Genomic DNA, 13,342 nt, shown 5'->3' on the forward strand with positions numbered 1-13,342 from the left:
TGCACCTCGTGTTGTGGAAACGGAAGAGGTCATGCCAAGCGGCATGCTTCCTCTATTGATCCGCGCCAGACGCATTTCGTTCAGGTCAATTTGCCGTTCGCGACAACCATCGCGGTTCCTGCCGAGAGGATCCATGACCCCGAGCCGTCCTTTTGCCTTCTGTCTGCTCTCCCTGCTGGCCGGCTGCGCTACCCAGCAGCCCCCTGAAACCGCCCCCGATGCCGATGGCCTCTTCGCCCGGTCGGTGGTCGCCGAGAGCGCCCTGCGCGACGGCTCCCGTCTGCAAGTGGCGCTGGCCCTGCCGGAGGGTGGCAGGGCCCTGGTGGCCCTCGATTGCGTCCGGGACGAGGCCAGGCTGCTGTATCTGGACGGTGCCCAGCGTGTCTATCCTGGGCGCGTGAATGGCTATGCCGCGCCGCTATCCCTGAGCGCAGCCAAGGTTGCGACCCTCAAGAGCAATCCCGAGGTGCAGGCCCTCTGCGCTCAGCCGGCCAGTACCGATTGGCGCACCCTGGCCATTGCGCCGGGGGGCGATGCCCTGGCGCTGGACCGTAACAGCCTGGTCGATGCCGGCGGTGTGCGCCGCTTCTGGGGTGGCCAGCAACTGGCCGCGACGATCCAGACTCCGCGCTATGGTGCACCCGTGCGCCAGTGGCGAGAATCCCTGGCTGCGGACTGCACCGCGCGGCGTTACGTCCTGCTCGCTCGTTACGGTCTCGATGACGGCGGGCTGATCACCGACAGCCAGTCGGAAGATCTGGCCCAGGAGGCCTTCGCCGCTGCGCCGGTGGAACGCCGTACCCTGCTGGAGACTGCCTGTGATCGCCGTGACGCCCTGCTGGCTGCACCGCGGTTACGCGCCGTCACCGCGCCGGCCGCAGCTCCTGCCGTCGCGGCGCCTCTGGCCGAGCTGCCCGCCGTCCAGCCGCAGCCGATGCAGGCACTCCAGGCCCTAGCCCTCCCCGCGGCGCGAAGCGGGGTGCAACGCTACGTGGAGGAGGGGGAAAGCCGCTATGACGGCCAGACGTATTCCTATCGGGAGGAGGTCCAGGTCAAGGCGGCGGGTACGACGGGCGTGCTGCGGCTCACTGCCGCGGGCAAGCTGGCGCGGGTGGATGCGTTGAACTGGCGCGGTTTGCTCGACCTGGTGCGCCGTACCCGGGTCGACAATGGCAGCCTGCCGGTCGAGGAACTGGCCGTTCTCGAGCAACTGAACTTCACCGGCGACTGGCGCACCCTAGCGGTTGGCAGCCATGTCGGCTACCAGGCACGGCAGGCGCTGAGTGGCACCCTCAAGCAGGCCGAGCGGCGCGAACTCAAGGTGTCCTGCAAGGTGGTCAGCGAAGGCGATGCGCGCCAGGTCCTGGCATCGCTGAGCGGTCGCGCCAAGCGCCTCGATTGTCGACACGGGGACGCGAGCGACGGGCCCCGTAGTCGCTGGGTGTACCTGCAGGACTACGGCTTCTTCCACATGACCAGTGTCGGCGCGGGTGGCCACATGGGGCTGGAAAAACACCTGATTGAATTGCGATAGCTCGCTCCAGAGCGACTGGCTAGCAGAAGAAAGTGAGGAAAAGCTTAAAAGTTTCCTGAGTATTCTTTCCTGAAAAGTAAATATCACTCTCGAAAAGGCCACTTTTTAGCGAATTGGTACTAGTAGTACGCTGTGTCTATCGAAACAGCACAACCAAGAGGTATTCGCTATGAAAGTCCTAGGTATCCAGGCGCTCGTTGCCATCGTCTTCATGGGCGTCCTGTCGGGCACGGCATCCGCTGCCAGCCGCGACCTGTCCAACAAGTCGATCCGCGCCAATGCTCAGGCCCAGTTCCAGTCCGAGCACCAGGCACGGGCCTCGGCGCTCTACCAGAACAACGCCAACTGATACTGGCGCTCGCTACGACGCCTTCGGTGATCCACTCGTCGCCAGGGCGTCGCCTTATCCGCTATCCGCTATCCGCTCTCGCCGCAACATCCTGCTCCTGCTTCATCAGCGCCTCGCCCGTCTTGATCCTCGCCGCGGCTCCCGTCAGGCTATCTCCGGTGAAGCTATCGAGCGAGGCACGGCCATGAGAATCGGCGAGCTGGCCAGTCGTACCGACTGCGCCGTCGAAACCATTCGCTATTACGAGCGGGAAGGCCTGCTGAGTCCGGCCGCGCGCAGCAGCAGCAACTACCGCCGCTACGACCAAAGCCACGTCGAGCGGCTGTTGTTCGTCCGCCACTGCCGATCATTGGACATGACGCTGGGAGAGATAAGGGCGCTACTGGCGCTGCGCGATACCGGCGAGCCGGGCTGCGATCAGGTCGACGCCCTGATCGGCGCCCACCTGCATCATGTGGAGGTCCGCATCCGCGAGCTGAGTCAATTGCGCGAGCAACTGGTGACCTTGCGCCGCCAGTGCCAGGGAGAAGGGGAGGGAGATCGCTGCGGCATCCTGCGCGAGCTCAGCCAGCCGGCGGTGTCGTCACCCACGACTGCCCAGTGCAGTGCGGCCGGGCATGCTCATGTGCCCGGCACCCACCGACTGCACGATTAAAGCGCTGCCGCCCAGAGATCGTATTCGTCGGCGTCGGTGACGCGCACCCGGACCTTGTCGCCGGGTTGCAGCGGCGTCGCGCTGTCGACATAGACGTTGCCGTCGATTTCCGGGGCATCGGCATAGGAGCGGCCGATGGCGCCTTGCTCGTCCACCTCGTCGATCAGTACCTCGATCTCGCGACCGATCTTCAGCTGCAGGCGCGCCGCGGAGATGGCTTGCTGGTGCGCCATGAAACGCTCCCAGCGGTCTTGCTTGACCTCGTCCGGCACTACGTCCAGGCCCAGCTCGTTGGCCGGGGCGCCCTCGACCGGCGAGTATTGGAAGCAGCCGACGCGATCCAGCTGGGCTTCGGTGAGCCAGTCCAGCAGGTACTGGAAGTCCTCCTCGGTCTCGCCGGGGAAGCCGACGATGAAGGTGGAGCGGATGGTCAGCTCCGGGCAGATCTCCCGCCAGCGCTTGATGCGCGCCAGGGTCTTGTCCTCGAACGCCGGGCGCTTCATGGACTTGAGTACCTTGGGGCTGGCGTGCTGGAAGGGGATGTCCAGGTAGGGCAGCAGCTTGCCGGCGGCCATCAGCGGAATGACGTCGTCGACGTTGGGGTAGGGGTAGACGTAGTGCAGGCGCACCCAGACGCCCATGCCCGAGAGTGCCTCGCACAGTTCCAGCATGCGCGTCTTGACCGGCTGGCCGTTCCAGAAGTCCAGCTTGTACTTGAGGTCGACGCCGTAGGCACTGGTGTCCTGGGAGATCACCAGCAGCTCCTTCACGCCCGCCTTGACCAGGCGCTCGGCCTCGGACAGCACGTCACCCACCGGCCGGCTGACCAGCCTGCCGCGCATGGAGGGGATGATGCAGAAGCTGCAGCTGTGGTTGCAGCCTTCGGAAATCTTCAGGTAGGCGTAGTGACGCGGGGTCAGCTTGATGCCTTGCGGCGGCACCAGGTCGATCAGCGGATTGTGCTCCAGTTGCGGCGGGACCACCTCGTGGACGGCGCTGACCACCTGCTCGTACTGCTGCGGACCGGTCACTGCCAGCACGCTGGGGTGGACGCCGCGGATGTTGCCCTCGTCCACGCCCATGCAGCCGGTGACGATCACCTTGCCGTTCTCGGCGATGGCCTCGCCGATGGCGTCCAGGGACTCGGCCTTGGCACTGTCGATGAAGCCACAGGTGTTGACCACCACCACATCGGCGTCTTCATAGGTTGGTACGATCTCGTAGCCTTCCATACGCAGCTGGGTGAGGATGCGCTCGGAGTCGACGGTGGCCTTGGGACAACCGAGGCTGACGAACCCGACCTTGGGGGCGGACGTTTGGATGGACATGGGCTAACCTCGGCGGGCGCTCAGCAGGCGCCTTGATCAAAAAACGCGCGATTCTAGCCATCTCTGCCGCTGCTTGGAAGGGGCAGGCGGGCTCTATCTACGGCACAGAGCTTTTTGCCGACCAGAGAGTCTATGGTGCGTGAGGCGCTGCGCTGAGCGGTCGCTCCGGCTGCGTCCCTGGCCTTTTCAACTTGATCCCGGCGCCGCTTCGGCGCAGGATGCGCCGATTTTCGACTCTAGGAGCCCTGCATGAGCCGTCCGGAACACGAGCACGGTGGTAAAGCCCCTTCGGCACTGGGAATGATCGTTCTCGCGACCGGTGTGGTGTATGGCGACATCGGGACCAGTCCTTTATACACCCTCAAGGAAGTCTTCTCGCCGCACTACGGCTTGCCGCTGAACCATGACAGCGTGCTGGGTATCCTGTCGCTGATCTTCTGGTCGCTGATCTGGGTCGTCACCCTCAAGTACATCACCTTCGTGATGCGCGCCGACAACCAGGGCGAGGGCGGCATCATGGCCCTCACCGCGCTGGCCCGCCGCGCCGCCCAGGGCTCACCGCGCCTGGCCACCACCCTCGTCCTGCTCGGCCTGTTCGGCGCCGCGCTGTTCTATGGCGACAGCATGATCACCCCGGCGGTCTCGGTGCTCTCGGCGGTGGAGGGCCTGGAATTGGCCTTCGACGGCCTGGAAGCCTGGGTGGTACCCATCTCGTTGATCATCCTGGTGGGCATCTTCGCCATCCAGAAGCGCGGCACCGCCACCATCGGCAAGTTCTTCGGTCCGGTGATGGTGCTCTGGTTCACCTCGCTCGGTGCCCTCGGCGTCTATGGCATTGTCCAGCAGCCCGAGGTGCTCAAGGCCTTCAACCCCTACTGGGCGGTGGAATTCTTCGCCGCCAATCCGGTGAAGGGCTTCATCGTGCTCGGCGCGGCGGTGCTGGCGCTGACCGGTGCCGAGGCGCTCTACGCCGACATGGGCCACTTCGGCCGCAAGCCCATCGCCCGCGCCTGGTTGCTGCTGGTACTACCGGGGCTGGTGCTCAACTACTTCGGCCAGGGCGCGCTGCTGCTCGCCGATCCCGCCGCCGTGCGCAATCCCTTCTATCTGCTGGCGCCGGAATGGCTGCTGCTGCCGATGATCGGCCTGGCCACCCTGGCGACCGTCATCGCCTCCCAGGCGGTGATCACCGGGGCCTTCTCCATGACCCGCCAGGCCATCCAGCTGGGCTACATCCCGCGCATGCAGATCCAGCACACCTCCAGCCAGGAGCAGGGGCAGATCTACATCCCGTTGATGAACTGGGTGCTGATGCTGGGCGTGATCTTCCTGATCCTCACCTTCCAGTCCTCTGCCAACCTGGCCGAAGCCTACGGCGTGGCCGTGACCGGCACCATGCTGATCACCAGCTGCCTGGTGTCGGCGGTGATCCTGCTGCTGTGGAAGTGGCCGCGCTGGGTCATGGTGCCGTTGCTGATCGGCTTCCTGCTGGTGGACCTGCTGTACTTCTCCGCCAATGCGCCGAAGATCTTCTCCGGCGGTTCCTTCCCGGTAATTGCGGGCATCATCATCTTCATCCTGCTGACCACCTGGAAGCGCGGCCGCAAACTGGTGGTCGAGCGGCTGGATGATGGAGCGCTGCCGCTGCCGATCTTCATCAGCAGCATCCGCTCCCAGCCGCCGTTCCGCGCCAAGGGCACCGCGGTGTTCCTTACCGCCAGGACCGACGTGGTACCCCACGCCATGCTGCACAACCTGCTGCACAACCAGGTGCTGCACGAGCAGGTGGTGCTGCTCACGGTGCGCTACGAGGACCGGCCACGGGTATCGCGCGGGGAACGCATGGAGGTCGAGGATTTCGGCGATGGTTTCTTCCGGGTGGTGCTGCACTACGGCTTCATGGACGAGCCGGACATTCCCCTGGCGCTCAGCCACTGCCCGCATGAGGGCCTGGACTTCACGCCGATGCGCACCACCTACTTCCTCAGCCGGGAAACGGTGATCGCCTCCAAGCGGCTGGGCATGGCGCCCTGGCGGGAGAATCTGTTCGTCTTCCTGATGAAGAACGCCAATGGCAACCTGAGATTCTTCAAGCTGCCGGTGAACCGGGTGATCGAGCTGGGTACCCAGGTCGAGATCTGATGGGGCGTGTCATGAAAAAAATCCCGAGGGAGTAATGCCAGTCAGTTAAGCCTTGATCGCAGTCCACACTGCGCTTCCAACTGCCCTGATGACCACAAAAAACGCCGTGCTCTCTTCGTGAGACGCGGCGTTTTTTCTCTACCGCTCAAGCCTTATCGCGGCCATGGGTCGCTCCTACAGCAGCTGGATATCCTGTAGGAGCGGCCCATGGCCGCGATAGAGTGCGATGAAGACAGTGACGTCTACGGTATAGATCGGTGCCTGTAGGCGCAGCCGCATCGGCGGATCGCGATGACTGCTCCAGGCTTCACCCTTGCACAAGGTCACCCATACCTTTCCGACACACCGGGCAAAGGCGCAACTGATCGGCATGGCTTGCGCGGAAGGCTTTTCCAGGTCTAGTTGAAGACCGGAGGGGGCAGGGCGTCGGGATCGGTGATGAAGGGCATCTGCCAGCTGTCCAGGGTCTGACCACGGCTTTCCAGCTCGGCGCGCACCATGCCGATGTAGCCTGCCAGGCGCAGGGGGTCGCGGTAGTCGGCTTCGCTCAACTGCTCTTCGGTGTAGAGCGTCTTGCCCTTGGCATCGACCACGCCCAGGGCGAGATCATGGCCGTCCGCACCGGAGGACACCACGCAGCCCAGGGGTTGAAAGGCGTCCACCAGGATCTTGCTGGCGGCGTCGGCGGAAAGCGGTGTGGTCATGGCGGGTCTCCGTGGCTATTGCAGCCATAGACAGCCAGGGACCGCCCAGTTGTTCCGGCCGTTCGTCCGGGCTCTCAAGCCAGTCCAAAGTCTGCTGCGCGTCGGCCAAGCGGCGTTGAAGACGGCTTCGGAATGCTCATTTACCAATCGTAAACTCCGCTTCCTCAGCCATCTTCGCCTTACTTGTCTCTAGCTCGCTAGCCTTTGAACAGGCTTCAGGCCCGGACGCTGCACGCTATTGCGGCGTACGGGCTTCGATGGCCTTGACCATGAAGTCGGCGAGATTGTCGTAGTTCTCGTCGAAGTGGTGGCCACCCGGGCGCTCCAGCTTCTCACCCGCCATGCCAGACTCGGTGCAACCGCTTTCGTCCTTCTCTTCTGCGCCATAGACGCAGTAAAGCTTCGCAGCGGGAATGAGCTTGGCCTCGGGCAGGGTATCGGCTTCGTCGCCCGGTTTGCCGAGCCAGCCTTCCACGGCGATCTCGAAGTTGCTCTTGCGGCTGTAGGCCAGCAGCAGCAGGGTCGAGATCTGGTCCTGGTCGGCCTTGGGCAGGCGATTGTAGACCGCCGGCAAAATGTCGGCACCGAAGGAGTAGCCGGCCAGCACGAAGTGCTTGGCACCCCATTTCTCGCGATATTGCTGCATCAGGTTGGCAAGGTCGGCGGCGACCTGTTCGGGGCTCTTGTGCTGCCAGAAATAGCGCAGGGCATCGACGCCCACCACCGGGTAGCCGGCCTCGTTCATGGCCTGGGCCGAGAGGCGGTCGATGTCGCGCCAGCCACCGTCACCCGAGTAGAAGATGGTGACGACGTCCGGGTGACCGGGCTTGACGTCCGGGTCGGCCGGCATCTCGATGGTCGGGATGTCGTTGTGCTGGCCCAGCAGCCGCGTCTTCAGTTGCTCGCGCAGCACCACCGGCAGGGCGGTACCGTAGTCGGCGATGGTGAGGTCGGCATTGCTCTGCTGGCGCACGAAGATGGCCGACTCATCGGTGGGATGGTCGTTCCAGGCGATGTGCCACTGGCCGGCCGGAGCCTTGGGCGGCAGGGCGTCCGGGCAATCCAGGGTATCCAGGTTGAAGCCGACGCTGAGGGCGGCGGCCTTGGCGTCGCTCTGGGTCGCCAGCCAGCGCCAGGCGCGGGCCGCGCCAGGGCCGATGCCACCGACGAAGGTGGGAGCGCCGCTGAGCTCCTTGGCCGCGCTGGCGAAATCGTCGGCCTGGGCCTGGCAGCTGTTGAGCACCTTGATCTCGTACTGGACGATCTCGGCACCGGTGTTGGTGGCGAGGCTCAGCAGATCGGCGTCCGCCAGCTGCAGTTCGGGCGGGGTGGCCAGGACCACCCGCGCATGGGGTTCGCCCTTGGGCGCCGCCATGGTCAGCAAGCGGCCATCCGGCTGTGCCTCTACCTTGACCACCGGCGCCGATGGCCAGCGATGGAGCCACCACCAGCCGAGGCCCACGGCGATCAGCAGGACGACGAGCAGTACCGCGAGTACGCGTTTCAGCATAGGGATCTCAACGTTTGACCAGGCCGGTATAACCCCCGGCGATAAGGGCGGCAGTGTCGGCGAAGGCGACCAGTGGGTCCAGTCCTGCCGGCACGGCCATGTAGCGCGGCTCCCACTCCGGATCGAACTTGTCCTTGAAGCGCCGCAGTCCCTGGAAGTTGTAGAACTGTTCGCCGCGTCTGAACACCATGGCGCCCAGGCGTTGGGTGATGGGGGCACCGCGCCGCGGGTGCAGGCCGGCCAGGGGCACCATGCCGAGGGAGAAACGCGCGTAGCCCGCCGCCTTGAAGTGCAGGATCAGCCCGAGCATGAGGAATTCCATGGTCTGCTTGGGGGCGTCCGCCGTGACCCGCATGAGGTCGATGCTGGCGAGATCGGTACGCTCGGTCTCCAGCAGGTTGGCGAAGGCCACGGCCCGGCCCTGGAAGCGCACCACGGCGATACGGAAGTGGCGCAGGTAGTCCGGATCGAAGCGGCCGAGGGAGAAGCCCTTCTCGCGCACCTGCTTGCTTTCCAGCCAGACGTCGGAGATGGCCTTGAGTTCGTCGAGGGGCGCTTCGCCCGGCGCGTGGAACTCGATGGAGAGGCCGTCGCGCTGGCCGCGATTCCAGGTGTATCTCAGGTCCTTCTTGCCCTTGCTGTCGAGGTCGAAGGCATGCAGGTCGACCCGTGCTTCTTCCCCGAGCTTGAGCGCGGTGAGACCGATGTCCATGTAGAACGGCAGGTTCTCGGCACGGACCTGGTAGAACACCGGCCGGGCATGGTGCAGGTCGCAGAGGTCGCGGAATTTCCAGATCAGCTCGGCGCGTGGCTGGGAGCGACCGATCGGATCGAAGAGGGCGATCAGGCTGCGGCCGCGACGACCGTACATCAGGAAGGCCGCGTCGCTCTCGTGGAAGAGCAGGGCCTTGTCGCCGGTCATCACCAGGCCGCCATCCGGCTGGCTGGATTTGCGGACGATGTCGAAGGCGCGCTGCAGGTCATCGCTGGTGGGCGCCTCGATGGCCGGCGGAGCGGCACGCAGCAGCCAGCCCAGGGCGATGATCAGCAGCAGGACCGAGCTGCCCAGGGCGGCGCGAAGGCCGCGGGGTGCATCGGCATCCAGGGCGAATTGCCACCACAGGCGCGTCTCGTAGGGAACGTCCTGGTAGGCGAACAGCAGCAGCCAGACCGAGGCCGCCACCACGCAGATGCTGGCGGTGACGTACAGCGGCGAGAAGGGCTGTTCCATCAAGCGGCTGCGCCGATAGAAGGACTTGCGGAAGATGGCCAGCAGTGCGGCCGTCATCGCCAGGATCGAGGCTTCCTCCCAGTCGAAACCTTTCAACAGAGACAGCAGGGAGCCGAGCAACAACAGGATCAAGGTCACCGCCCAAGCCGCGGACAGGCGCCGACGCAATCCCTGCGCCAGCAATAGACAGACGACGCCGATCAGGCTCGCGCCCAGGTGGGAGGCATCGATCAACCGCTGGGGAAGCAGGAAGTCCATGCCTTCCAGGCGGGTATCTATTTCAGGGGTGACCCCAGAAAAAAGCAGGACCACCCCAGAGAGAAACACCAGGATGGCCAGGATGGGCGCGGCGAGGCCCGAGGCCACGCGCACCGCCGGACTGTTCGACAGCAGGCGCCGGCCTTCGCTGAACAACAGCACCAGGCAGGCGATCACGAAGGGCAGCAGGACGTAGAACAGCCGATATACCACCAGCGCCGCGGCCAGCTGGGCGGCGCCCAGTTCGTTGGCGAAGGCCGCCAGCAGCACGGCTTCGAAGACGCCGACGCCGCCCGGTACGTGGCTGAGCACACCGGCGGCCAGGGCGAGCAGGTAGACCAGCAGGAAGGCGCCGAAGGGCGGCGCCGTCGGTAACAGCAGATAGAGCACCATCGAGGCGGCAACGACGTCGAGGATGGTGATGGCCAGCTGCAGGGCTGACAGCCGCAGCGTCGGCAGGCGCAGCGCGCGCTTGCCGACGCGGAAGTGCAGGGCGTGGGCGCAGGGCTGTTCCGGTGCGCGCCAGCGGCGCAGGGTGAGGATGCCCACGGCGTAGCCCGCCAGGATCAGCCCGGCCACGGTGACGATCACCGACTCGGGCACGCGCAACGCCTGGGTAGAGGCGTCCAGGTTGGTGAGCGCGGCGATGGCGGCCAGGGGCGGCAGCGCGGTGCCCAGCGCCAGGCTGGAGAAGACCGTCATCTGCGCCACTTCCAGGGCACTCAGCCCCTTGCGGGCATAGAGGCGATAGCGCACCGAGCCGCCGGACAGCATCGACAGGCCGACCGCGTTGCCTATGGCGAAGGCCGTGAAGCCGCCCAGGGTCCAGGTCTTGGCCGGCAGCTTGACGTCGGCGAAGCGCATGGCCGACCACTCGTAGCCCAGCAGGATGGTGAAGCCGGCGGCCGCGGCGACCAGCGCACCGATCAGCGCCGAATGCGGGATATCGCGCAGGGCATCGTGCAGCGCCTCGCCATCGATGCTGCTCAGCAGGTGCCAGCAGACCACCAGGGCCAAGGCGAACAGCACCAGGGTGACCCCCAATTCGATGGGTTGCCGATAGGCAGTCAGCTTTTCCAGAAGGCGCCAGGGCAGGGCAGGGGGCGGCGAAACAGGATGCTCCGAAGGGGATGCCGGCTTCGAGGAGACCTCTTTGGCTGGATCAGGTGCAGTCATGCAAACTCCTCTGAACGGGAAACGCGCGTCAGATTACTGGTCGCGCGCGGTTTGCCAAGCCTTGTACAGGTAAAAAAAGCTCTGTTCCAATCTTTGTAGCCGTTCCGGCTACAGAGTTCGCACCGGAGTGTTCTGACAGCGCGGTCAAATTCCGCGCAAAAAAAAACCACTCAAGAGAGTGGTTTTTTCGGAATTGGTTGCGGGAGCTGGATTTGAACCAACGACCTTCGGGTTATGAGCCCGACGAGCTACCAGACTGCTCCATCCCGCGTCCGATGGGGCCCAGTATAGGGCCGAAAATTAAATCGTCAAGAAAAATTTAATATTCATCAAGGAGTTATTTTGCAAGGAAGGGGCGAGGTCACTTGTCGCCGTCGCTTTTCTGCATCTGGACCGAGGCCTTTTCGCCGCTGGAGCGGTTCTGCTGGTCCGACTGGTCACGATTAAAGCAGCCGCCGAGCACCAGGGCGATTAACAGGGTGGAGCTGAGGAGCAGAAGGCGTTTCATGAGAGGTCTCCTGGTTGTACGTCCTCAGTCGACCGGGTGGTGAGGGAAAGGGTCCGGAAAACCGATGAGAGTCCACCTGCATGCCAAGTGAGAAGGTGATAGCAAATTGCCGGGCGGCCAGTGGGGTGGGTGGTGGCCATGTGCTACCTTGGCCCGTGGCACGGAGAACCCTATGACCCCTTCCCTGGAATCGAGCTGTCTGGACCAGCGCATCATGCGCGTGATGGAACAGGACGTGGCGGCGCTCGTCGCGCACCTGTGCAACCTTTCCCTGGCGCTCACGGGCAGCAGTGCCAACGGTGCGGCCGACATGGCACTTCAGGTCGTACAGAAAGTCGAATTGCTCGTCGATGACATGAAGACGCTCAGCGTCGCGGCGCAGGAGTTGCTGGATATGACCGCCCGCCCCGTGCGCGCGGACCGTCTGGATGAGCGTATCGCCGCCGGTCACGACGAGGATGCGCCCTTCGACGATGGGCAGCGCGACTGAGCGGTTCGACCAGGACAGTCCGAAGGGGCCATCATGAATCTCTTGCTGGAAACCTTGCTCGATCATCTCCGCAGCCTGGGGCGGATCGAGTTCCACGAGCGAAGCGAGCATTTCGCACGACTGATGGTCATCACCCCGGATGGCATCATCGCCGAGCGCGACCTTTACTACGACCAGTTGCACCATGCCCACGATCTCAAGGCGCTGGTGGACGAGCTGCGCGAAGAGGTCCTGCATCGCCAGCGCTTGCTGCAGGATGTCGGCTGAGTTCGCTTCGTCGTCCGCCGTGGACAAAATCCCCCAGGCTTGGCTTACTGTACGGATAATCAGCTGCCATGCCCGGCCCGGCATTTCTCACCATGGCTCCGGACAGTTCCCCCGCTCAGCTCTCGCCCAGGCGTCAGCGCAAGATCGTCCATGTCGACTGTGACTGCTTCTATGCGTCCATCGAGATGCGCGACGACCCGCGCCTGGGCGGCAAGCCGCTGGCGGTCGGCGGTACGCCCGATCGACGTGGGGTAGTCGCCACCTGCAACTACGAGGCGCGGGCCTTCGGTGTGCGCTCCGCCATGTCCTCCCACCAAGCACAGAAGCTGTGTCCCGACCTGGTCTTCGTCAAGCCGCGCTTCGACGTCTACAAGGAGGTATCGCGGCAGATCCACGGCATCTTCCAGGACTACACCGAGCTGATCGAGCCACTGTCGCTCGACGAAGCCTACCTGGACGTCACCCATTGCGAGCTGTTTAACGGCAGCGCCACCCTCATCGCCCGTGACATCCGCCGGCGCGTGTGGGAGGAGCTGAATATCACGGTGTCCGCCGGGGTCGCGCCCAACAAGTTCCTCGCCAAGATCGCCAGCGACTGGAAGAAGCCCAACGGGCTGTTCGTCATCGCGCCGCACGAGGTGGCCGACTTCGTCGCCGCCTTGCCGGTAGCCAAGCTGCACGGTGTGGGCAAGGTCACCGCGGACAAGCTCAAGCGGCGCGGCATCGTGCTGTGCAGCGATCTGCAGAGCTGGTCGCGCTTCGACCTGTTGCGCGAGTTCGGTGGCTTCGGCGAGCGTCTCTGGTCGCTGGCGCACGGGATCGACGAGCGCCAGGTGAAGGTGGACAGCCAGCGGCAGTCGGCCAGCGTGGAGCGTACCTACGATCAGGACCTGCCCGATGCGGCGGCCTGCGCGAAGGAGTTGCCGGAGCTGCTGGCCAAGCTCGAGGAGCGGTTGACGCGCCTGGCGGATCGCTACCGTCCGGAGCGTCCCTTCATCAAGGTCAAGTTTCATGACTTCACCCAGACCACCCTGGAGCAGCAGGGCGCGGGGCGGGACCTCGACAGCTATCGCCGCTTGCTGGAGCAGGCCTATCGTCGTGGCAACCGCCCGGTGCGGCTGCTCGGCGTGGGCGTGCGCCTACTGGATTTGCGCGAGGCCGCCCTGCAGCTGCGCCTGTTCGAGGACTAG

General features: G+C 64.7%; 13 protein-coding genes and 1 tRNA gene. 7 read left to right on the forward strand and 7 right to left on the reverse strand.

What is annotated here, in order from left to right; all coding sequences use genetic code 11:
- Nucleotides 1-133 precede the first annotated feature (133 nt).
- The 3 genes from RND78_RS00675 (at nucleotide 134) to cadR (ending at nucleotide 2,538) form a co-directional block, all read left to right on the forward strand.
- Nucleotides 134-1,534, forward strand: coding sequence for a hypothetical protein (locus RND78_RS00675; protein WP_312725180.1), 1,401 nt, complete (start codon nucleotides 134-136; stop codon nucleotides 1,532-1,534).
- Nucleotides 1,535-1,703: 169 nt separating this feature from the next.
- Complete coding sequence (locus RND78_RS00680) at nucleotides 1,704-1,883, forward strand: hypothetical protein (protein WP_312725181.1); 180 nt, start codon at nucleotides 1,704-1,706, stop codon at nucleotides 1,881-1,883.
- A gap of 184 nt (nucleotides 1,884-2,067) precedes the next feature.
- Nucleotides 2,068-2,538: a Cd(II)/Pb(II)-responsive transcriptional regulator gene (gene cadR, locus RND78_RS00685; protein WP_312725182.1), complete on the forward strand. Its 471-nt coding sequence runs from the start codon at nucleotides 2,068-2,070 to the stop codon at nucleotides 2,536-2,538.
- Here the strand turns inward: cadR and rimO are convergent.
- The gene (gene rimO / locus RND78_RS00690; protein WP_312725782.1) at nucleotides 2,535-3,860 is read right to left on the reverse strand and encodes a 30S ribosomal protein S12 methylthiotransferase RimO; all 1,326 of its coding nucleotides are present in this window, start codon (nucleotides 3,858-3,860) and stop codon (nucleotides 2,535-2,537) included. The genes cadR and rimO overlap by 4 nt on opposite strands.
- A 306-nt stretch (nucleotides 3,861-4,166) precedes the next feature.
- Here rimO and RND78_RS00695 point away from each other — a divergent pair, with 306 nt between their 5' ends.
- Entirely contained in the window at nucleotides 4,167-6,008 is a 1,842-nt protein-coding gene (locus tag RND78_RS00695; protein WP_312725784.1) for a potassium transporter Kup, read from the forward strand.
- A 174-nt stretch (nucleotides 6,009-6,182) separates the two neighbouring features.
- Here RND78_RS00695 and RND78_RS00700 read toward each other — a convergent pair whose 3' ends face one another.
- The 6 genes from RND78_RS00700 to RND78_RS00725 form a co-directional block, all read right to left on the reverse strand.
- Complete coding sequence (locus tag RND78_RS00700) at nucleotides 6,183-6,335, reverse strand: hypothetical protein (protein ID WP_312725183.1); 153 nt, start codon at nucleotides 6,333-6,335, stop codon at nucleotides 6,183-6,185.
- Nucleotides 6,336-6,406: 71 nt separating this feature from the next.
- Complete coding sequence (locus tag RND78_RS00705) at nucleotides 6,407-6,712, reverse strand: hypothetical protein (protein ID WP_312725184.1); 306 nt, start codon at nucleotides 6,710-6,712, stop codon at nucleotides 6,407-6,409.
- 235 nt (nucleotides 6,713-6,947) lie between these two features.
- Nucleotides 6,948-8,222: an AcvB/VirJ family lysyl-phosphatidylglycerol hydrolase gene (locus RND78_RS00710; RefSeq protein ID WP_312725185.1), complete on the reverse strand. Its 1,275-nt coding sequence runs from the start codon at nucleotides 8,220-8,222 to the stop codon at nucleotides 6,948-6,950.
- A gap of 7 nt (nucleotides 8,223-8,229) precedes the next feature.
- Nucleotides 8,230-10,887 (reverse strand): bifunctional lysylphosphatidylglycerol flippase/synthetase MprF, encoded by a 2,658-nt coding sequence (gene mprF, locus RND78_RS00715; RefSeq protein ID WP_312725186.1) that lies wholly within the window; start codon nucleotides 10,885-10,887, stop codon nucleotides 8,230-8,232.
- A gap of 194 nt (nucleotides 10,888-11,081) precedes the next feature.
- Nucleotides 11,082-11,158 (reverse strand) — tRNA-Met (locus RND78_RS00720).
- 90 nt (nucleotides 11,159-11,248) lie between these two features.
- Nucleotides 11,249-11,395 (reverse strand): hypothetical protein, encoded by a 147-nt coding sequence (locus RND78_RS00725; protein WP_312725187.1) that lies wholly within the window; start codon nucleotides 11,393-11,395, stop codon nucleotides 11,249-11,251.
- Nucleotides 11,396-11,567: 172 nt separating this feature from the next.
- Between RND78_RS00725 and RND78_RS00730 the strand changes: the two genes are divergently transcribed.
- The 3 genes from RND78_RS00730 to dinB all read left to right on the forward strand — a co-directional run bounded on the left by RND78_RS00730 (nucleotide 11,568) and on the right by dinB (nucleotide 13,342).
- Nucleotides 11,568-11,885, forward strand: coding sequence for a hypothetical protein (locus RND78_RS00730; RefSeq protein ID WP_312725188.1), 318 nt, complete (start codon nucleotides 11,568-11,570; stop codon nucleotides 11,883-11,885).
- A 33-nt stretch (nucleotides 11,886-11,918) separates the two neighbouring features.
- A complete protein-coding gene (locus RND78_RS00735) occupies nucleotides 11,919-12,152 on the forward strand; it encodes a hypothetical protein (protein WP_312725189.1) in 234 nt (77 codons plus the stop codon).
- Between the two features lie 92 nt (nucleotides 12,153-12,244).
- Nucleotides 12,245-13,342, forward strand: a complete 1,098-nt coding sequence (dinB, locus tag RND78_RS00740; RefSeq protein ID WP_312725190.1) for a DNA polymerase IV — start codon at nucleotides 12,245-12,247, stop codon at nucleotides 13,340-13,342.

Source organism: Pseudomonas oryzihabitans, from assembly GCF_032027545.1.
Lineage (GTDB): Bacteria > Pseudomonadota > Gammaproteobacteria > Pseudomonadales > Pseudomonadaceae > Chryseomonas > Chryseomonas oryzihabitans_F.

Excerpts from the sequence above, each read along its gene's own strand:
- RND78_RS00695 (WP_312725784.1), top strand. The coding sequence starts at position 4,167 with ATGATCGTTCTCGCGACCGGTGTGGTGTATGGCGACATCGGGACCAGT.
- dinB (WP_312725190.1), top strand. The coding sequence starts at position 12,245 with ATGGCTCCGGACAGTTCCCCCGCTCAGCTCTCGCCCAGGCGTCAGCGC.
- RND78_RS00735 (WP_312725189.1), top strand. The coding sequence starts at position 11,919 with ATGAATCTCTTGCTGGAAACCTTGCTCGATCATCTCCGCAGCCTGGGG.
- mprF (WP_312725186.1), bottom strand. The coding sequence starts at position 10,887 with ATGACTGCACCTGATCCAGCCAAAGAGGTCTCCTCGAAGCCGGCATCC.
- RND78_RS00730 (WP_312725188.1), top strand. The coding sequence starts at position 11,568 with ATGACCCCTTCCCTGGAATCGAGCTGTCTGGACCAGCGCATCATGCGC.
- RND78_RS00680 (WP_312725181.1), top strand. The coding sequence starts at position 1,704 with ATGAAAGTCCTAGGTATCCAGGCGCTCGTTGCCATCGTCTTCATGGGC.
- RND78_RS00705 (WP_312725184.1), bottom strand. The coding sequence starts at position 6,712 with ATGACCACACCGCTTTCCGCCGACGCCGCCAGCAAGATCCTGGTGGAC.
- RND78_RS00710 (WP_312725185.1), bottom strand. The coding sequence starts at position 8,222 with ATGCTGAAACGCGTACTCGCGGTACTGCTCGTCGTCCTGCTGATCGCC.
- RND78_RS00675 (WP_312725180.1), top strand. The coding sequence starts at position 134 with ATGACCCCGAGCCGTCCTTTTGCCTTCTGTCTGCTCTCCCTGCTGGCC.
- cadR (WP_312725182.1), top strand. The coding sequence starts at position 2,068 with ATGAGAATCGGCGAGCTGGCCAGTCGTACCGACTGCGCCGTCGAAACC.
- RND78_RS00725 (WP_312725187.1), bottom strand. The coding sequence starts at position 11,395 with ATGAAACGCCTTCTGCTCCTCAGCTCCACCCTGTTAATCGCCCTGGTG.